Annotated in this window: 17 protein-coding genes; all 17 read left to right on the top strand. The window is 46.1% G+C overall.

The window, feature by feature from the left end:
* Window positions 1-89 precede the first annotated feature (89 nt).
* Window positions 90-1,223, top strand: coding sequence for a flagellin (locus tag LMH68_RS03845; protein ID WP_048616124.1), 1,134 nt, complete (start codon window positions 90-92; stop codon window positions 1,221-1,223).
* Window positions 1,224-1,810: 587 nt separating this feature from the next.
* On the top strand, window positions 1,811-2,941 hold the full coding sequence (locus LMH68_RS03840; RefSeq protein ID WP_102332840.1) for a flagellin: 1,131 nt from the start codon (window positions 1,811-1,813) through the stop codon (window positions 2,939-2,941).
* 81 nt (window positions 2,942-3,022) lie between these two features.
* The gene (flaG, locus tag LMH68_RS03835; protein ID WP_017066380.1) at window positions 3,023-3,448 is read left to right on the top strand and encodes a flagellar protein FlaG; all 426 of its coding nucleotides are present in this window, start codon (window positions 3,023-3,025) and stop codon (window positions 3,446-3,448) included.
* Between the two features lie 22 nt (window positions 3,449-3,470).
* The gene (gene fliD / locus LMH68_RS03830; protein ID WP_229647687.1) at window positions 3,471-5,498 is read left to right on the top strand and encodes a flagellar filament capping protein FliD; all 2,028 of its coding nucleotides are present in this window, start codon (window positions 3,471-3,473) and stop codon (window positions 5,496-5,498) included.
* Between the two features lie 3 nt (window positions 5,499-5,501).
* The gene (locus tag LMH68_RS03825) at window positions 5,502-5,807 is read left to right on the top strand and encodes a flagellar protein FliT (RefSeq protein WP_048661524.1); all 306 of its coding nucleotides are present in this window, start codon (window positions 5,502-5,504) and stop codon (window positions 5,805-5,807) included.
* A 12-nt stretch (window positions 5,808-5,819) separates the two neighbouring features.
* The gene (gene fliS, locus LMH68_RS03820) at window positions 5,820-6,230 is read left to right on the top strand and encodes a flagellar export chaperone FliS (RefSeq protein ID WP_004736194.1); all 411 of its coding nucleotides are present in this window, start codon (window positions 5,820-5,822) and stop codon (window positions 6,228-6,230) included.
* 228 nt (window positions 6,231-6,458) lie between these two features.
* A complete protein-coding gene (locus LMH68_RS03815; RefSeq protein WP_076651677.1) occupies window positions 6,459-7,925 on the top strand; it encodes a sigma-54 dependent transcriptional regulator in 1,467 nt (488 codons plus the stop codon).
* A gap of 184 nt (window positions 7,926-8,109) precedes the next feature.
* Window positions 8,110-9,150 carry a sensor histidine kinase gene (locus LMH68_RS03810; protein WP_017060686.1) on the top strand — a complete coding sequence of 347 codons (1,041 nt, stop codon included), beginning with the start codon at window positions 8,110-8,112 and terminating at the stop codon, window positions 9,148-9,150.
* 33 nt (window positions 9,151-9,183) lie between these two features.
* Entirely contained in the window at window positions 9,184-10,593 is a 1,410-nt protein-coding gene (locus LMH68_RS03805; RefSeq protein ID WP_017060685.1) for a sigma-54-dependent transcriptional regulator, read from the top strand.
* Between the two features lie 132 nt (window positions 10,594-10,725).
* The gene (fliE, locus tag LMH68_RS03800) at window positions 10,726-11,037 is read left to right on the top strand and encodes a flagellar hook-basal body complex protein FliE (RefSeq protein WP_017060684.1); all 312 of its coding nucleotides are present in this window, start codon (window positions 10,726-10,728) and stop codon (window positions 11,035-11,037) included.
* A 16-nt stretch (window positions 11,038-11,053) separates the two neighbouring features.
* Window positions 11,054-12,796 carry a flagellar basal-body MS-ring/collar protein FliF gene (fliF, locus tag LMH68_RS03795; protein WP_229647688.1) on the top strand — a complete coding sequence of 581 codons (1,743 nt, stop codon included), beginning with the start codon at window positions 11,054-11,056 and terminating at the stop codon, window positions 12,794-12,796.
* Window positions 12,789-13,850, top strand: a complete 1,062-nt coding sequence (gene fliG / locus LMH68_RS03790) for a flagellar motor switch protein FliG (RefSeq protein ID WP_017060682.1) — start codon at window positions 12,789-12,791, stop codon at window positions 13,848-13,850. The genes fliF and fliG overlap by 8 nt, the downstream gene beginning before the upstream one ends.
* Before the next feature lie 124 nt (window positions 13,851-13,974).
* The gene (gene fliH, locus LMH68_RS03785; RefSeq protein WP_017060681.1) at window positions 13,975-14,775 is read left to right on the top strand and encodes a flagellar assembly protein FliH; all 801 of its coding nucleotides are present in this window, start codon (window positions 13,975-13,977) and stop codon (window positions 14,773-14,775) included.
* Window positions 14,775-16,094, top strand: a complete 1,320-nt coding sequence (fliI, locus tag LMH68_RS03780) for a flagellar protein export ATPase FliI (RefSeq protein ID WP_017060680.1) — start codon at window positions 14,775-14,777, stop codon at window positions 16,092-16,094. Before fliH ends, fliI begins: the two co-directional genes overlap by 1 nt.
* A 19-nt stretch (window positions 16,095-16,113) precedes the next feature.
* Entirely contained in the window at window positions 16,114-16,551 is a 438-nt protein-coding gene (gene fliJ, locus LMH68_RS03775) for a flagellar export protein FliJ (protein ID WP_102321173.1), read from the top strand.
* 182 nt (window positions 16,552-16,733) lie between these two features.
* Complete coding sequence (locus tag LMH68_RS03770) at window positions 16,734-18,863, top strand: flagellar hook-length control protein FliK (RefSeq protein WP_229647689.1); 2,130 nt, start codon at window positions 16,734-16,736, stop codon at window positions 18,861-18,863.
* Between the two features lie 90 nt (window positions 18,864-18,953).
* The gene (gene fliL / locus LMH68_RS03765) at window positions 18,954-19,442 is read left to right on the top strand and encodes a flagellar basal body-associated protein FliL (protein WP_229647690.1); all 489 of its coding nucleotides are present in this window, start codon (window positions 18,954-18,956) and stop codon (window positions 19,440-19,442) included.
* The last annotated feature ends 4 nt before the right edge of the window (window positions 19,443-19,446 follow it).

The following is a 19,446-nucleotide window of genomic DNA, read 5'->3' as shown; positions in this document are numbered from 1 at the left end:
GCCGTTATTAAAAGTAACTTTGAGAGAACTACTTGGTTTTCCGAGACGTCGGAAACCGCTATACCGGAAAATCAATTGGAGAAATCACCATGGCAGTGAATGTAAATACAAACGTTTCAGCGATGACAGCGCAACGTTACCTAAACAACGCAAACAGCGCACAACAAACATCAATGGAGCGTCTAGCTTCTGGCTCAAAAATCAACAGCGCAAAAGATGACGCTGCGGGTCTACAAATCTCGAACCGTTTGAACGTTCAAAGTCGTGGTCTTGATGTTGCTGTACGTAACGCGAACGACGGTATCTCAATTGCACAAACAGCTGAAGGTGCAATGAATGAGACGACTAACATCCTGCAACGTATGCGTGATTTGTCTCTACAATCTTCAAACGGCTCAAACTCAAAATCTGAGCGTGTAGCGATTCAAGAAGAAGTAACAGCGCTGAACGACGAACTGAACCGTATCGCGGAAACGACGTCTTTTGGTGGCAACAAGTTGCTTAACGGTACTCACGGTACTAAATCATTCCAAATCGGTGCAGACAACGGTGAAGCGGTAATGCTTCAACTGAAAGACATGCGCTCTGATAACGCTCAGATGGGTGGTAAGAGCTACCAAACTGAGAACGCGAAAGATAAAGATTGGAACGTTCAAGCAGGCTCTAACGACCTAAAAATGTCGTTCACTGATAACTTCGGTCAAGCACAAGAAATCGACATCAGCGCAAAAGCGGGTGACGACATCGAAGAGCTAGCAACGTACATCAACGGTCAACAAGACTCTGTTAAAGCGTCTGTAACTGAAGACGGTAAGCTACAAATGTTTACTGGTAACAACAAGGTTGAAGGCGAAGTGGCATTCTCTGGCAGCCTGGCTGGCGAACTAGGCATGCAACCTGGCAAAGACGTAACGGTTGATACTATCGACGTAACATCAGTTGGCGGCGCACAAGAGTCTGTAGCTATTATCGATGCGGCACTTAAGTATGTAGATAGCCACCGTGCTGAGCTAGGTGCTTTCCAAAACCGTTTCGACCACGCTATCAGCAACTTAGACAACATTAACGAGAACGTTAACGCATCTAAGAGCCGTATTAAAGATACCGATTTCGCGAAAGAAACGACTCAGATGACTAAGTCTCAGATCCTTTCTCAAGCTTCAAGCTCGATTCTTGCTCAAGCGAAGCAAGCTCCGAACTCGGCACTTAGCCTACTAGGTTAATCGATTAAAAAGCCACGTTGACTATAAGCGTCAACGTTAGGCTTCCACAAATTAGCTCGTGGTGAGAGATGAGCGCTAAACAGACCCAGCTTCGGCTGGGTTTTTTATTGCCTGCAATTTGGAGAAGGGGGGAGTTTTGGTGTTGGTCGTTGATTGGAAAGCGAGATTCCCTATCACGCTCGCTCCTCACTGTAGGGAGTGACGGGAATTGGGAAATGATGGTTTCCTCGCTTACTACATCGAAGCAGTCTTTCGTCACCCCAGAATCGAGTAGAACGAGATATCAGGGATCTCTTCTGACTTTATATTCAACACTACGCTCATTAACTTAAATAATGGGGCAACTTTAGCGAATGTCGCCCTATTAATTGAAGCCCGATCACACTTTCCTTTGTTGTTGAAAAGAATATGAAAAAAAGCGCATTTTTTATTAAAGCTTCTAATTAAGGCGCCGTTAAAGGGATTGAGAGAAATGATATGTACCAATGTAAGGTGAGAGAGACACTGGTGCATAAACAAATTGACATGTATTTGTGTGAGGTGAGAGTCACATAAGTGCATTAAAAAATGCCTAAAGGAGATCAACTATGGCGATTAATGTAAACACTAATGTGTCTGCAATGACGGCTCAGCGCTACCTGAATAGCGCGGCTGAAGGTACTCAAAAATCAATGGAGCGTTTGTCTTCTGGCTATAAAATCAATAGCGCAAAAGATGATGCTGCAGGCCTACAAATCTCTAACCGCTTAACGTCGCAAAGTCGTGGCCTAGATATGGCTGTGAAAAACGCGAATGACGGTATCTCTATTGCACAGACAGCTGAAGGTGCAATGAATGAGTCAACCAACATTCTGCAACGTATGCGTGACCTTTCTCTTCAATCTTCAAACGGTTCGAACAGCAAATCTGAACGTGTTGCGATCCAAGAAGAAGTCTCTGCTCTAAACACAGAACTTAACCGTATCGCTGAAACGACCTCTTTTGGTGGTAACAAGCTTCTGAACGGTACTTACGGCAGCCAATCTTTCCAAATCGGTGCTGACTCAGGTGAAGCAGTAATGCTATCTATGAGCAACATGCGTACTGACACTCAAGACATGGGTGGTAAGAGCTACGGCGTTACAGAAGGCAAAGATGCTTCTTGGCGTGTAGGTGCGGGTGCTGATTTAACAATCAAATACAACGATAAGTTTGGTGAAGCGCAAGAGCTATCTATTTCTGCTAAAGAAGGCAACGATATCGAAGAGCTAGCAACTTACATCAATGGTCAAAGCCAAGACGTTAAAGCGTCTGTGGGTGAAGGCGGTAAACTGCAACTTTTCGCTTCAAGCCAAAAAGTTGAAGGTGATGTTGAGTTTGGCGGCAGCCTTGCGGGCGAACTAGGTATCGGTGCTGGTAAAGACGTTACCGTTAACGATATCGACGTAACTTCTGTTGCAGGTGCAAACGAAGCAGTATCTATCATTGATGGTGCTCTAAAATCTGTTGATAGCCAACGTGCTTCTCTAGGTGCTTTCCAAAACCGTTTTGACCATGCAATCAGCAACTTAGACAACATCAACGAAAACGTTAATGCGTCTAAGAGCCGTATCAAAGATACCGATTACGCGAAAGAAACAACAGCTATGACGAAGTCTCAAATCCTACAGCAGGCGAGTACTTCTATCCTAGCTCAAGCAAAACAGTCACCATCAGCAGCTCTAAGCTTATTGGGCTAAACTTACCTCGGTAAGTAGCGGTAAACTCTACTCTGGGTAGAGTTTTACTGTTTGGCTCATAAAGGAGGGAGGGAGAGTGTTATGGAAATATCATCCAACGCATCGAACATCCAGCCTTATGGCTCACCTAATGGCATTAAAATTGCAAGCGATGAAGGTAGTAGTGCGTCGAGTCTTTCGCGACTAAAAGAAGCAACATCTTATGACAAGGTAGAGAAATCGAAAGAGGAAGCTACCGAAGCGGCGATTCAATTAGCTCAACATAGACAAGAGTTAAATGATGAAGAGCGAGTCAAAATGGTGGAGAAGGTAAACGAGTTTATCTCCTCTCTCAATAAAGGTGTGGCTTTTAAGGTCGATGAAGAATCTGGGAGAGATGTGGTTACCATTTATGAGACCACAACCGGTGATATTATTCGCCAGATCCCTGATGAAGAAATGCTTGAAATTCTAAGACGCCTAGCAGCCCAAAACTCGAATAGTCGAATATTTGAGGTGAAGGTTTAAGTCGTATTATTGAGGTGATTTAATGAGTTTTGGCCCAATGGGGATTTCGTCTGGCATGGATATCAATTCCATGGTCAGCAAAATTGTTGATTCGGAGCGTGTACCTAAACAGCAACGAATCGACAATGAACGAACGCGAATCGATACCAGCATTAGTGCCTATGGAAGACTCAGAGAATCCCTTGATTCGATGAAAAACCTGATGACAAACTTTCGTCAGGAAAAAGCTTTTGCTGTGCGAACAGTGGAAAGTACCGATGAAGCGCTTGTCTCTGCAACCGCGACTACCGAAGCGATCGCTGGCAAATATGCCATCGATGTGTTGCAGCTTGCCCAAAGCCATAAAGTGGCTTCTGATGTACTGTCAGAGGACATGAAATTTGGCCCAGGTAAGCTGCAGGTTTCGCTTGGTGATGACAGCTTTGACGTGCAAGTTGGCGACAGATCGAGACTTATCGAAGTTGTTCGTGGTATCAACGGTGCAGATAGCAACCCAGGCGTTCGTGCATCTATTATCAACGATGTCGAAGGTCCAAGACTTATTATTGCCTCGAACCAGTCTGGTTCAGATCAGCAGATCAGCATTAATGTTGAGTCAGATGCTGCCAATCCCTTAAAAAAACTCGAATACAAAACGCTTGAAGAACGTGTTAAAGCGCTAGAGAAAGCGCGCGTTGCTGCTCAAGATATTCTAGCTCTAACCCCTGCAGGAAAAGCCGTTGAACTCATCGATGAAGTGATCGCTAGCGATGACCCAAATGCGAATGAAACACTCGATAAAGATGGCAATATCATCCCAGCAGCCCAAACCGATTCTACTTCAGATGTTGACGGAGACTCTAAAAGTCTCAGCTACGGTGAGCAAGCAGCCGCCGACGGCCAAGCCGCCCTAGACGCAGCTCAAGCGGCAAAGTCTGTGATGCCTGAAGATAATATCCCTGGCTGGACTGAAACCGCGTCAGGTACGCTTTTAGATTCTTACTACACACCAGAACTTGAGCTTGATGAAAAAGCGATAAAGAAGGCACCCGATGTGCCGGGGTGGTCAAATGCTGCCTCAGGTACTCTGACCGATTCATACGTGACACCGAAAGAAGCCCAACAAAAGCTTGAGGCTGAGCAAGCGCGTATCGAAGAGAAGATTTCACAAAAAAAAGCGGAGTTGGCTGAGAAAGTTCAAAAAGGCGAACTCACCGCAGAGCAAGCCAAGAAAATTGAGCGTGCCAAATTAGAACCCGAAGAGCGCGAGCTCTTAGAGAAGGTCGATAAAGCGCAAGCAGACCTTGAACAAGCACAGCAATCTTTTGATACCTATAGTGGAATGACTGAAGTTCAGGCTGGCCAAGATTCTATGGTTGTCCTAGATGGTGTTGCTCAACTCTCTAGTAATAACAATGTGATTGAAGATGCCATTGAAGGTATTGATATTACGGTGAAAGGAAAAACGCCAAAAGATAAGCCGCCGGCAGAAATTGGTGTGGAGTACGACCGTAATAGTGTTCGCCAAGACATTGAAGCTTTTGTTAATTCTTATAATCAGTTTTACCAAGTGTCTAAAAACTTGGCGGGTGTTGACCCAACGACTGGCCAAAAAGGCCCGCTGTCTGGTGACAGTACCGTGCGTAACGCCGACTCACGATTAAAAGGTGTGTTCTCATCAAGCATTGAAGGCGCGCCTGATAACCTAAAATCTTTGACCGAGTTTGGTATCACGACCACAAGACAAGGCTCGTTAGAAATCAACTACGACATGCTTGACCGTCAACTTAACAATAACTTTGATAAGTTGGGTGAGTTCTTTGGTGGCAACAACGGCTTCGCCAAAAAAGTGGAAGACGCGATTCAAGGCATTACAGGTATCACGGGTTCAATCCGTACTCGAGAAAAGAGCTTGGTCGAGCAAAATTACCGCCTAGCAGATGACCAAAGCGCGCTTGACCGCCGCATGGACAGCCTTGAGAGCCGTACCCACTCTAAGTTCACGGCCATGCAAGATGCGACCAGTAAGATGCAATCTCAGTTGGGCAGTATGATGAATGCGTTGGGCTAATAGATGAATAGCCAGCTAAAAGAGCTTTGTGAACTCGATCAATTAATTCTCTCTAAGCTTGAATTTAGTGAAATTAATGCTGAAGAAATAACGCTGCTTGTCGATAACAGAGAACAGTTATTGCAAAACGTGCTTCAAATAATCGACTCACACCCCGACGTTAAGCAAAGTTCTGAATGGTTTGAAGCCATTATCAGAACCAGAAAATTAGTCGAATTGATGCAGTCTGAGACGAGTCGAGTAGGTAAGGCCCTACACAAATATCGTCACGGTGCTAAATCAGTTCAACAATACAAAAAGTTTTTATAGAAGAGGTTTACTATGCGCGGTTCTTTACAGGCATATAAAAAGGTATCAGTGGATAGTCAGCTAACGGCTGCCTCACCGCATAAGATTGTACAGATGCTAATGGCAGGTGCTATCGAGCGTTTGATTCAAGGTAAAGCGGCAATGCAAGCGGGTAACATCCCGGTGAAAGGTGAGCGACTTGGTAAGGCTCTAGATATCATTATTAGCCTACGCAGTTGCCTATCTATGGACGATGGTGGCGATATTGCGAAAAACCTAGATCAACTTTATGAGTTCATGATCACGCAAATTTCTGCGGCAAATCACAAAAATGACCCACAGCCTATTGATGATGTTATCGATATTATTCGCGAAATTAAGAGCGCTTGGGACCAAATTCCGAACGAATATCACAACTTGACGTCTGCTGACGTAGGTATTTAAAGAAAAATTGCAGTTTTAACCAATCTCATATCCCTTAATTGGTTGGTTGCCTTATTTTTTTAATCAAATAAAATAGAAGCCATTAGATAGCCTAATGGCTTTTTTCGTTGCTGATTTCCTAAATTTGTCCACGTAGACCATAATCATTGATACTTTTCATTGTTTTATAGACTACGTCGCTCACCGTTTTTCCGCATCGCACCAAAATAAAGGCAATAATTCCTACTTATGCAAGGTTTGGCAAAACTGCTTGTCGTCGACGATAGCGCTCAAGATCGTCACAATTTAAGCACAATATTAGAGTTTGTAGGAGAGAGCTGCGAAGTAATCAGCTCTGAACAAGCACGTAAAGTTGACTGGTCACTACAGTGGGCCGGCTGCATTATTGGTACCATTAAAGGTAAAGGCTTCAACGCATTACTGAATGAAAAGCTTGTTCACGCCAATCACATCCCTTTACTGGTGATTGGCAAAAACAATCACCCGGTTGACGAGTTGACTAACTATGTTGGTGAGCTTGAACTTCCTCTTAACTACCCGCAATTAAGTGATGCATTAAGACACTGTAAAGACTTCTTAGGCCGCAAAGGTGTTCAAGTTGTGTCTTCGGCACGCAAGAACACCCTGTTTCGCAGCCTAGTAGGACAAAGTGCTGGCATTCAAGAAGTACGTCACTTAATTGAACAAGTCTCTTCTACGGAAGCGAACGTGCTGATTCTTGGTGAATCTGGTACAGGCAAAGAAGTCGTAGCGCGTAACATTCACTATCACTCTAAACGTCGTTCAGGGCCTTTTGTTCCTGTAAACTGTGGCGCGATTCCACCTGATTTGCTTGAAAGTGAACTGTTTGGTCATGAGAAGGGCGCATTTACTGGGGCGATTACCGCACGTAAAGGCCGTTTTGAATTGGCTGAAGGTGGCACACTGTTTCTTGATGAAATTGGCGATATGCCGATGGCGATGCAAGTTAAGCTGCTACGAGTGCTGCAAGAGCGATGCTTTGAGCGTGTAGGTGGCAATAGCACCATACAAGCTGATGTTAGAGTGATTGCGGCAACCCACCGCAACCTTGAAGATATGATCGACGATGATTCGTTCCGTGAAGATCTTTACTACCGCTTAAATGTATTCCCGATTGAAATGCCGGCGCTTCAAGATCGTAAAGAAGATATTCCACTGTTGCTTCAAGAGCTGATGACTCGAATGGAAGCGGAAGGCAGCATGCCTATCTGTTTCACGGCTCGTGCTATCAACTCTTTGATGGAGCATTACTGGCCAGGTAACGTTCGTGAACTAGCGAACCTGGTTGAACGAATGGTTATCTTGTATCCAAACAGCTTGGTTGATGTGAATCACCTGCCAACTAAATATCGATACAGCGATATCCCTGAGTTCCAGCCAGAGTTTAATAGCTTTGGATCTGAAGAGGAGCAAGAGCGTGATGCACTTGCTGACTTATTCTCAGAAGATTTCAGTTTTGATCAGCAAGATGATATTGCCGACAATGCTAATGCGCCTCAAGAGTTACCGCCAGAAGGGGTTAACTTGAAAGAGCTACTCGCGGATATGGAAGTGAATATGATCAATCAAGCGTTGGAAGCGCAGGGCGGCATTGTTGCTCGTGCTGCTGACATGCTTGGAATGCGTAGAACCACTCTGGTTGAAAAAATGCGTAAATATAACTTGCAGCGATAGTGTCCAGTTTTCGATGAAAACGAAAAACTAGCACACACTTTTTAGCTATTTGGTAACTCTAGCTAAATGAACAGATAAACCATAGTCGAGTTGTTGCTTGCTTAACTATGTGATAAATATAGTAAATAGCCTGACTCGTGTTGTACGTCTCAGGCTGTTTTAGTATTTGAGGCAAATTTTTGACATGCGCGTATCTAACGAACCAGAAAATCAATCACACCTAGATTCTGTTGAACAGCAGGTTGAGCGCTATAAGCAAGTACTCGACGTGATGCCAGCTGGGGTTATCTTGTTAGATACACACGGCGAAGTGAGAGAAGCGAACCCTGAAGCGCATCGTATTCTTGGTGTTGAGTTGGTTGGCGAGAAGTGGTTTTCAGTGATTCAAAGTGCCTTTGACCCAAAAGACGATGACGGTCATGAGATCTCATTGAAGAACGGGCGAAAAGTGCGTTTGGCGATTTCAGCCTCTACCACGGGTCAGCTGATTTTGATTACCGATCTGACCGAGACCCGACTATTGCAGTCTCGCGTGAGTGATCTTCAGCGTTTGTCTTCATTAGGTAGAATGGTGGCCTCGCTTGCCCATCAAGTGCGAACGCCGCTTTCAAGTGCGATGCTGTATGCATCAAACCTTGCCGCGCCAAATCTGCCGCCGGCAACAAAAACGCGTTTTCAATCTAAGCTTATGGATAGATTGCATGACTTAGAGAAGCAAGTGAACGACATGCTGTTGTTTGCCAAAGGTGGTGACAACAAAGTCGTTAAGCCATTTACTGTGGCTGAATTGATCACTGAATTTCACCCTATGGTGGAAGCGGCATTGAAAACTAACCAGATTGATTATTGCCAAGAAGTTGAGGGCGAACAGACTCAAATGTTCGGCAACGCCAATGCTATCGCCTCAGCGTTAAGCAACCTAGTGTTGAACGCGGTTCAAATTGCGGGTAAGGAATCGCAGATCGATGTGTTTTTTAGGCCCGTAAATGGCGAGCTTAAGATATCAGTGCAAGACAGTGGCCCCGGCGTACCGAAAGAGCTTCAAGGTAAAATAATGGAACCCTTCTTTACCACTCGTTCACAAGGTACAGGTCTAGGCTTAGCGGTTGTACAAATGGTATGTCGAGCACATGAAGGCCGACTGGAATTGATATCAGAAGAAGGCGACGGCGCATGCTTTACCATGTGTCTACCGCTTGAAAGAAGTGCTTCTTCTGAAGACTAATAAGTTTTAACTGAATTTACACTGGAGAATCCTATGGCTCAAAGCAAAGTGTTAATCGTCGAAGATGATGAAGGTCTACGCGAAGCCCTTGTCGACACACTCGCGCTTGCTGGCTATGAATGGCTGGAAGCGGATTGTGCGGAAGATGCTCTGGTCAAATTAAAATCGAACTCCGTTGATATTGTCGTATCTGACGTGCAGATGGCGGGCATGGGTGGCTTGGCACTATTGAGAAACATTAAGCAGCATTGGCCAAATTTGCCGGTATTGCTAATGACAGCGTACGCCAACATCGAAGATGCCGTTGCTGCAATGAAAGAGGGCGCTATCGACTATATGGCAAAGCCATTTGCGCCAGAAGTGCTGCTCAACATGGTCAGCCGTTATGCGCCTGTAAAGTCGGATGACAACGGCGACGCTATCGTTGCTGATGAAAAAAGTATCAAGCTAATGATGCTGGCTGATAAAGTTGCGAAAACCGATGCCAACGTCATGGTGTTGGGCCCGAGTGGTTCTGGTAAAGAGGTGATGTCTCGCTACATTCACAATGCTTCTAGCCGAAAAGATGGCCCGTTTGTCGCGATTAACTGCGCGGCGATCCCAGACAACATGTTAGAAGCGACCCTGTTTGGTTATGAAAAAGGCGCATTTACTGGCGCTATTCAAGCTTGCCCGGGGAAATTCGAGCAAGCGCAGGGCGGTACAATTCTGTTGGATGAGATCAGTGAAATGGATCTTAGCCTACAAGCCAAACTACTGCGTGTTTTGCAAGAGCGCGAAGTTGAGCGATTAGGTAGTCGTAAGAGCATCAAATTGGATGTTCGTGTATTAGCGACCAGTAACCGAGACCTTAAACAGTATGTTTCTGAAGGGAATTTCCGTGAGGATTTATACTACCGCCTGAATGTATTCCCAATTTCTTGGCCTCCATTGTGCGAGCGTAAAGGCGATATTGAGCCTTTAGCCAAGCACTTAGTTGAGCGCCACTGCACCAAACTTGGTATGCCTGTACCCGTTATGTCAGCACAAGCGATCAGCAAACTCGTCAATTATCCGTGGCCGGGCAATGTTCGCGAATTAGACAATGTGGTACAGCGTGCTCTAATATTGAGCGAACAAGAGAACATCTCTGGTGAGCATATCCTTCTTGAAGGTGTCGATTGGCAAGACGCAAGCAGCCTACAACAAATCGTCGAAGGCAGTGACGTAGCTGCGCCAGAAATTAAGCCTATTGCCGAAGCAAACCCAATCAATAAAATCGCGGCTAGCAGCGAAGGGTTAGGTAATGAGCTTAGAGATCAAGAGTATGCGATCATTCTTGAAACCCTGATTGCATGTAATGGCCGACGCAAAGATATGGCTGAAAAACTGGGCATTAGCCCTCGTACACTGCGTTACAAGTTGGCTAAAATGCGCGATGCTGGAATAGATATCCCAAACTGAGGATAGATTAGTAGTGTCAGCTTTCTGACTAGTGTAATACGATATCTAGTCAATTAAATGTGTGGCACGCTAATTGCTCTGTCAATAATATAGCTAAATAGATGGTCATAATTTTGACTCCTGAGGTAGTAGATGAGAATAGATGGTTTACAAGGCGAAATGCAGGCAATGATGGTCGAAGCTGCCAGCGCGCGTCCCGCAGCAACGGGGCAAGCGGTCGGTGCAGATTTTGGCAACATGCTGACTAATGCCATCAATAATGTGAACTCATTACAAAAGACCTCAGGTGATCTTCAAGCTCGTTTTGATAGTGGCGACCAAAGCGTATCCCTATCGGACGTGATGATTGCTCGTAATAAATCTAGTGTGGCTTTTGAGGCGACGATCCAAATTAGAAATAAATTGGTCGAATCGTACAAAGAGCTGATGAATATGCCGGTATAAGTTGGGTAGTTAAATAGTGGCAGATAATAGTCAAACAACAGATTTAACCGTAAGCGATAGCAACGACCATGCACTTATTGCAGGCTCTGAGCTAGACGGAGAAGGGCAAAATCCCGATCTAGGTGAACGCAGTTCATCGAAGTTCGATATGGCTGTCGGTGATCTTGATTTACTTCGTCAGGTCGTCTTAGTCCTTTCTATCTCTATCTGTGTAGCGCTGATTGTGATGCTGTTTTTCTGGGTAAAAGAGCCAGAAATGCGTCCATTAGGGGCTTACGAAACAGAAGAATTGATCCCCGTTCTTGATTACTTAGATCTGCAAAAGATCGATTACACGCTTGAAGGCAATACCATCTCAGTACCGGCGAGTGAGTACAACTCATTAAAGCTTAATATGGTACGAGCGGGTTTGAATCAAGAGCGAAACGCGGGTGATGACATCCTCATGCAAGACATGGGTTTTGGTGTATCACAACGTTTAGAACAAGAACGCCTTAAATTAAGCCGCGAAAGACAACTTGCCAAAGCCATTGAGCAGATGAAACAGGTGCGTAAAGCTCAGGTTTTATTGGCCCTGCCGAAGCAGAGTGTTTTTGTACGTCATAATCAAGAAGCCTCTGCTTCTGTATTCCTAACTCTAAAAACAGGTACTAACCTCAAGCAGCAAGAAATTGATTCTGTTGTGGATATGGTGGCAAGTGCCGTTCCGGGAATGAAAACCTCACGTATTACGGTGACCGATCAGCATGGCCGATTGTTGAGCTCAGGCTCTCAAGACCCTATGTCAGCGGCGCGTCGTAAAGAACACGAGTTAGAGCGCAATCAAGAACAAGCGCTGCGTGAAAAAATTGACTCCATCCTGATTCCTATTCTTGGGTTTGGTAACTACACCGCTCAGGTTGATATCCAGCTCGATTTCAGTGCTGTGGAGCAAACCAGAAAACGTTTTGATCCGAATACACCGGCGACTCGAAGTGAATACACCTTAGAAGATTACAACAATGGAAATACGGTGGCGGGTATTCCGGGTGCGTTGAGTAACCAGCCTCCAGCGGATGCCTCAATTCCACAAGATGTGGCTCAGATGAAAGACGGCGCGATGACAGGTCAAGGCTCTGTTCACAAAGAAGCGACTCGAAACTTTGAGCTAGACACCACCATCAGTCATGAACGTAAACAGAGCGGCACGGTTAATCGTCAGACGGTTTCTGTTGCGATCAAAGACCGCCAATCCTTGAACCCAGATACGGGTGAAGTGGTTCATACGCCAATCCCGGCGAGCGAAATCAATGCGATTCGCCAAGTACTGATTGGTACGGTGGGCTTTGATGAAACTCGTGGTGATTTGCTCAACGTATTAAGCATGCAGTTTGCACCTCAAGTAACAGATGTTGTTGCTGATGTGCCAATCTGGGAGCATCCAAACTTCAATGATTGGGTTCGTTGGTTTGCAAGTGCCTTGGTTATCATTGTGGTGGTGTTGGTACTTGTTCGCCCTGCAATGAAGAAACTGCTTAACCCAGCAGCAGACAACGATGAACAGATGTACGGACCTGATGGCATGCCAATTGGTGCCGACGGCGAAACCAGCTTAATTGGTGGTGATATTGAAGGTGGTGAGCTGTTTGAATTTGGTTCAAGTATCGACTTACCAAACCTTCATAAAGACGAGGACGTGCTGAAAGCAGTACGTGCACTTGTAGCGAATGAACCAGAGCTAGCAGCTCAAGTAGTTAAGAATTGGATGGTAGATGGCTAACGAAATAGTTCCACAACAAACTGAAGGCGGTGAAGTGCTTGATGTCTCTAGCGTGGATATCGGCTCTATCTCAGGCGATGAGCGCGCTGCGATCTTGTTGCTCAGTTTAAATGAAGAAGATGCTGCTGGTATTATTCGTCACCTAGAGCCAAAGCAGGTTCAGCGTGTGGGTAGTGCGATGGCGCGAGCTACAGACCTATCCCAAGAGAAAGTAGGCGCTGTGCACCGTGCTTTCTTAGATGATATTCAGAAGTACACCAACATTGGTATGGGCAGCGAAGACTTCATGCGTAATGCGTTAGTTGCTGCTCTGGGTGAAGACAAGGCGAATAACCTTGTTGACCAAATCCTTCTCGGCACAGGTTCGAAAGGTTTGGATTCGCTTAAGTGGATGGATCCTCGTCAGGTGGCGAGCATTATCATCAACGAGCACCCTCAAATTCAAACTATTGTGTTGTCGTACCTCGATGCCGATCAATCGGCTGAGATCCTGTCTCAGTTCCCAGAGCGAGTTCGTCTGGATCTGATGATGCGTATTGCCAACCTTGAAGAAGTTCAACCTTCGGCGCTTGCTGAACTGAATGAAATCATGGAGAAACAGTTCGCGGGTCAAGCGGGTGCTCAAGCTGCCAAAATTGGTGGCCTGAAAGCCGCGGCTGAGATCATGAACTACATGGATAACAACGTGGAAGGCGTCTTGATGGATCAAATCCGTGACCAAGACGAAGACATGGCAACACAGATTCAAGATCTGATGTTTGTCTTTGAAAACCTTATTGAAGTTGATGACCAAGGTGTTCAACGACTACTACGTGATGTTCCACAAGATATTCTACAGAAAGCACTTAAAGGTGCAGATGAAGGTCTACGTGAGAAGATCTTCAAGAACATGTCTAAACGTGCTGCCGATATGATGAGAGACGATATTGAGGCGATGCCGCCAGTCAAAGTCTCTGATGTTGAAGCGGCTCAGAAAGAGATTTTGGGTATCGCGAGGAAGATGGCAGACAGTGGCGAAATTATGCTGTCTGGTGGCGCCGACGAGTTCCTTTAATACAGAAATCTCAAAAGCCCCACACTGTTGGGGCTTTTCTTTATCCAATCTCGAACCACAGATTAACTCAGTTTAACTGCTTGAATTCACAATACAGTTAAGCCACTCATAGATAGGTACTGATATGTCAGGTGATAGAAAACGCGGCTTCCTTCGCCCTGAAGAAGATAATACGGTTGCCCAACCTCAGAAATGGGGGCTGCCTGACTACACCTCTGACGTGAGCAAACAAGCCAAAGAAACCGCTTTTAACTACGACCCTAGTTGGATGCCAACGGTTGAAGAAGCCATTGAAGATGAAGAGCTGGTTCTGACTGAAGAGCAAATCGAGCTGATTAAACAAGGCGCTTATCAGGAAGGGCTGCATCAAGGCCAAGAGGCGGGCTTTAAGCAAGGCTATGAAAAAGGCAAAGAAGAAGGTTTTGCTGCCGGTCACGAAGAAGGCAACGAAGCCGGCAAGCTTGAAGGCGTAACCGCGGGTCAAGAGTACATTCAACAGCAGGTGGCCGTCTTCATGGGGCTGGCAAACCAGTTCGCTCAACCATTAGAGTTGATGAACGCTCAGGTGGAGAAGCAATTGGTCGACATGGTGCTTACCATGGTCAAAGAAGTGGTTCATGTTGAAGTGCAAACCAACCCACAAATCATATTAGATACCGTTAAAGAATCGGTAGAGTCGTTGCCGATTTCTGGTCACGCAATCACATTGAAACTCAATCCGGAAGATGTGGCGATCATTCGCTCCGCGTATGGCGAGACTGAATTGGACTGCCGTAATTGGACGCTGGTCGCAGAGCCAGCACTCAACCGTGGTGATGTACAAATTGAAGCGGGTGAGTCGAGCGTTAACTACCGCATGGAAGATCGTGTAAAGAACGTTATTCAAAATTTCTGCGGCGCAAATCGTCACCAAGGTCATGAGTAATGCTTGAGTTAGCGAATCGTCTCAGTCAGTACAAAGTCGAGGGGCTAAAATCGCGACCAATTGCCTCTGGTAAATTAGTACGCGTTGTTGGCTTAACGCTTGAAGCGACCGGCTGTAAAGCGCCAATCGGCAGTTTGTGTTTAGTCGAAACCATGTCTGGTCAGATGGAAGCCGAAGTCGTCGGTTTCTCTGGCGATAACCTATTTTTGATGCCGAGTGAGCAAATCACCGGGATCTTACCTGGCGCTCGCGTCACGCCAATGACTACCGAAAGTGGTATCCCTGTTGGAATGGAACTGCTCGGTCGAGTGATCGACGGCGTAGGTAATCCACTCGACGGTTTAGGTCCAATCTATACAGAGCAACGCGCTTCATTTAATGCGGAGCCAATCAACCCGTTAGCTCGTAAACCGATTTCTGAACCACTCGATGTCGGCTTGAAAGCCATTAATGGTTTGCTAACCGTGGGTAAAGGGCAACGTATCGGTCTGTTTGCTGGCTCTGGTGTCGGTAAATCCGTAACTCTGGGCATGATGACTCGAGGCACAACTGCGCAAGTAGTGGTCGTAGGCCTAATCGGTGAGCGTGGACGAGAAGTTAAAGAATTTATTGAAGAGATTCTTGGTGAAGATGGCCGTAAGCGTTCGGTTGTTGTTGCCGCTCCTGCCGACTCATCACCATTGATGCGCTTAAAAGGCTGTCAAACCGCGTTGGCTGTCGCCGAGTACTTCCGCGACCAAGGCTTAGATGTTCTGCTACTCATGGATTCATTGACCCGTTTTGCTCAAGCTCAGCGTGAAATTGCTCTGTCTGTGGGTGAGCCGCCAGCAACCAAGGGCTATCCGCCATCAGTCTTCGCTAAGCTTCCTGCGCTGGTGGAACGAGCAGGTAACGGCAATGATGAACAAGGTTCTATCACGGCTTTCTTTACCGTGTTAACCGAAGGCGATGACTTACAAGATCCGATTGCGGATGCGTCGCGAGCAATTCTCGATGGTCACGTTGTGTTATCTCGTGAGATGGCCGATGCCGGTCACTACCCAGCGATTGACGTTGAGAAATCCGTCAGTCGTGTTATGCCGCAAATCACCACTGAAGAACATGTCTTGATGTCGAAAGCGGTAAGGCAAGTGCTGTCTATCTGCCGTAAAAACCAAGATTTGGTGTCGATTGGAGCTTACAAACCAGGAACGGATCCAGCAATCGATAGTGCCTTCACGTTGAAGCCAAAACTGGATGAGTATTTGCAGCAGAAGATGAAAGAGACCGTTCCATACGATATGTGCGTCAATATGTTGAAACATGTATTGGGTGGCTAACGGGTGAATAAGGTTAGTCATGGATAACGCATTAGAATTTTTGCTCGATCAAGCCAAAGATCAAGAGAACCAAGCGGTACTTGCGCTCAACAAAGCGAACTCTGAGCTGCAAGGTTACTATGAGCAAGTTGCGCAGATTGAAAAGTATCGACTGGATTATTGTCAGCAGCTCGTTGACCGCGGTAAGGCTGGCTTAACGGCGAGCCAATATGGTCACTTGAATCGCTTCTTAACTCAGTTGGATGAGACATTATCCAAGCAGAGAGAAGCCGAGCACCACTTTAAAAATCAAGTCGACAACTGCCAAAACTACTGGATGGAGTTACGCAAAAAACGTAAATCCTACGAGTGGTTGATGGAGAAAAAGCAGAAAGAGAAAGCAAAGCTGCAAGATCGAAGAGAACAAAAGCAAATGGATGAGTTCTCGACTCTGTTATACAGCCGAAAGAAGATGTGATCCTAAGCCACGAACGACGTAGGTGCTGTTCTTGATATTGTGAGAACCGAACTTATAGGCATGTTTCTTGCTCCGTTTTATATAAAATTGCGCGTTATGCCCACCAAAGGCATGAAAAGCATCCGACTTTCTTTTTGTTGCCTGATTCATGGCAGCAAAGCTAGTAGATAGAGCTTGTATATATGAATGTTAGCCTTTCCTCAAATTCAGCGACCAACAAAACGTCATCGTTGTTGGACTCCGGTTCTGCCTCTTCCAAGGTAGAAGAAACCGGCGACTCTAAAGGTTTCTTTGAGTCCTTTAAAGAAGCGCTTGGCTTTGAAGAAAGTGGCAGTAAAGCCGCAGCAAAAGATACAGAAAGCACTGCGAAACCTGATACTAAACAGACATCTACCGAAGGTGAAGCGTCAGCCGAAGCGAACAAAGGTGATTCCGCTGAATCAAAGGCTACTGACGAAGTGAGCGAAGCGCAAAGCAAGCAAGCAGCTTCAGAAGTAGAAGGCGAGAAAGCTGCTGATAAAACATCAGCAGAGGCTGCGTCTGGATCTGAGGCTCAGCTCAAAGCCAATTCGGGCACTGATAGCACTGTCGCTGATAAGACTGTTGCAGATAAGGCAGATGGTAAAGATGCGCAGGATACGACTAACGAATCTAAAGAACATATTGCTCAATCCCAAACTCAGGGTCCATCAGCGGTAGATGGTGCTACGCAGGCATCGCAAGCCAATGCAGCGATGAGCGAAGGCAATAAATTGCTTGGTCAATTGGATGAGGCAAACAAAACCCTAAATCAAGCGCCAAACGGCAAAGGCTTGCCTCAGCAAGGTCAGGTAGAACAAGCCCAAGGTAATATCACCGGTGCTTCTGTTGCAGGAGTTTCCGTTACGGATAAGGCGACACAACAAGCTAAGGCTGCAAATCAGGAGAAGAGCCTTGAAGTCGATTCTGAAATCGCTGTACTTACCGGAGGTAAGGGTGTTTCTCAGCTAACTGATACTGAAATTCGACAGTTGATGGATAAAGGCGTCACTCCAGAACAAATTGAAGCCAGTATGAGCCGAGAGCTGAGCCAAAAGAATGCAGCTAGTGCGGTTGCTGCCGAGCAGAGCCAAGCATTGTCAGCCGTGGATATTGAACTGGCAAAGCAAGTAGATGCCCATACCAAAGCGCTAAACCAATTGAATGGACAAATCGAATCAGAGCAGTCTGTTGTCGATAGCTTGCTTGATAAGCAACAAAGTGGCGCTAAGTTGACGGTTGATGAGCAAGCCGCTTTGGCTAAAGCGACCTCTAACCTAGACCTGTTGAATCAACAGCTCGCTAACGTTCAACAACAAGTAACAGCTTTGCTAAGTCAAGCTCCGGCTGCGAACAGTGCGTCTGGTGAACCCACTGCTATCGATTGGGATAATACGGATTCAAGCGAAACTAAAGCCTTAGCTGCGGCAGCATCAACAGCAGCTGTAGCGACGGCTACACAACAAGTGTCAGCGCAGGCCGCTTCTCAATCAGCAAACAATGCTCTTACGGACAAGGCGGCAATGCTGCACGCCAATAATGCACATGCAGCCCAACAGGCCGCAGCTCAACAAGCTAATGTGGCTTCACCTCAGCAGCAAGCAACGTTGGATCCAGCTTTAACCGCGCAAGGAATGGCGATGAATGCAACGCCAGCTGCCACAAAAGCAGGCTCGACTGATACGCTTCTTAAAGCGGGCGCCGGTGCAGCAGCACTGTCTGGTTTGGGTAAAGCGGGTGCTAAAGAAGATTCTAAAGATTCGACCTTTGCTCAGCAGATCGCTTCTGCGGCTGGTGCACAAGGTACGGCAACGGTGGGTTCAGCACCTACGCGAGCTGAAATTCAAGCTGCTCAACAAGCGCCCTTACAGCTCACCAAAGAGCTAGCCAATGAGCAAGTGGCTGAAAAAGTACAAATGATGATGTCTAAGAACCTTAAGAACTTGGACATTCGTCTCGACCCACCAGAATTGGGCCAAATGAAAATCCGCATGACCATGAATAATGACGTGGCAAACGTGCACTTTACGGTGAGTAATCAGCAAGCGAGAGATGTGATTGAACAAACCTTACCTCGCTTGAGAGAGATGCTTGCTCAGCAAGGTCTGCAGCTTGCCGATTCGTCTGTTCAACAACAGAACTCCGGTCAGGGACAAGATAGATACAACAATGGTGAGCAACAATCCGGCGCTAACCGCACAAATGATACGCAAGGTGATGAAAACCTTGATAGTGACAGCAATCTTGAATTGAATGTCGCATCAAAGCGTGATGGAATTAGTTATTATGCCTAATATCAGGCTAAGAACGCTTGGTTAATAGAAAAAACCAGTTAATAAAAAGAACCATCAGTTAATCGCAAGAACAGGAAGTTAGAGTAAGATATGGCCGAAGAACAAGATGCACCTAAAGGGAAGAGCAAGCTCCTTATAATTATTATTGCCGTAGCTGTGTTACTGCTTGGTATAGGTGGTGCGCTGTACTTTTTCTTAGGTTCTGACGATAGCGCCTCTGAATCTCAGTCTCAGCCAGCAACGGCTGTGGTCGCTGCAGAGCCGGTTATGTATGTTAATATTCCTCAGCCCTTCTTGTTTAATGTGACAGGTGACAAAAAAGATCGCCTAGTTCAGATAAAAGCACAGCTCATGGTACGTGGCAGTAAGAATGAAGACCTGGCTCGTTACCACTCTCCACTTGTAGAAAGTACGCTACTGGCCACGTTCGCTTCGGCAACGGTTGATCAATTGCGCTCACCAACAGGCCGCGTGGAACTGCGTAATAAGGCAACAGAAGATATTAAAGCAAGCCTGGCTCAAGCTGTTGGCCAGCCTGTGATTGAAAAAGTGTTATTCACTGACTTCGTAATTCAATAGGTAA

Origin of the sequence: Vibrio sp. F13 (assembly GCF_020806305.2) — a bacterium.
In the GTDB taxonomy this organism is placed as follows: domain Bacteria; phylum Pseudomonadota; class Gammaproteobacteria; order Enterobacterales; family Vibrionaceae; genus Vibrio; species Vibrio crassostreae_C.
Note: the sequence above shows the minus strand (reverse complement) of the source record. Positions and strands in the feature narration are given on the sequence as shown.

Coding starts and splice junctions, on each gene's coding strand:
- fliD (WP_229647687.1), top strand. CDS start 3,471: ATGAGTTTTGGCCCAATGGGGATTTCGTCTGGCATGGATATCAATTCC.
- fliS (WP_004736194.1), top strand. CDS start 5,820: ATGCGCGGTTCTTTACAGGCATATAAAAAGGTATCAGTGGATAGTCAG.
- LMH68_RS03770 (WP_229647689.1), top strand. CDS start 16,734: ATGAATGTTAGCCTTTCCTCAAATTCAGCGACCAACAAAACGTCATCG.
- fliE (WP_017060684.1), top strand. CDS start 10,726: ATGAGAATAGATGGTTTACAAGGCGAAATGCAGGCAATGATGGTCGAA.
- LMH68_RS03805 (WP_017060685.1), top strand. CDS start 9,184: ATGGCTCAAAGCAAAGTGTTAATCGTCGAAGATGATGAAGGTCTACGC.
- fliI (WP_017060680.1), top strand. CDS start 14,775: ATGCTTGAGTTAGCGAATCGTCTCAGTCAGTACAAAGTCGAGGGGCTA.
- fliH (WP_017060681.1), top strand. CDS start 13,975: ATGTCAGGTGATAGAAAACGCGGCTTCCTTCGCCCTGAAGAAGATAAT.
- fliG (WP_017060682.1), top strand. CDS start 12,789: ATGGCTAACGAAATAGTTCCACAACAAACTGAAGGCGGTGAAGTGCTT.
- LMH68_RS03825 (WP_048661524.1), top strand. CDS start 5,502: ATGAATAGCCAGCTAAAAGAGCTTTGTGAACTCGATCAATTAATTCTC.
- flaG (WP_017066380.1), top strand. CDS start 3,023: ATGGAAATATCATCCAACGCATCGAACATCCAGCCTTATGGCTCACCT.
- LMH68_RS03810 (WP_017060686.1), top strand. CDS start 8,110: ATGCGCGTATCTAACGAACCAGAAAATCAATCACACCTAGATTCTGTT.
- LMH68_RS03815 (WP_076651677.1), top strand. CDS start 6,459: ATGCAAGGTTTGGCAAAACTGCTTGTCGTCGACGATAGCGCTCAAGAT.
- fliJ (WP_102321173.1), top strand. CDS start 16,114: ATGGATAACGCATTAGAATTTTTGCTCGATCAAGCCAAAGATCAAGAG.
- LMH68_RS03840 (WP_102332840.1), top strand. CDS start 1,811: ATGGCGATTAATGTAAACACTAATGTGTCTGCAATGACGGCTCAGCGC.
- fliL (WP_229647690.1), top strand. CDS start 18,954: ATGGCCGAAGAACAAGATGCACCTAAAGGGAAGAGCAAGCTCCTTATA.
- LMH68_RS03845 (WP_048616124.1), top strand. CDS start 90: ATGGCAGTGAATGTAAATACAAACGTTTCAGCGATGACAGCGCAACGT.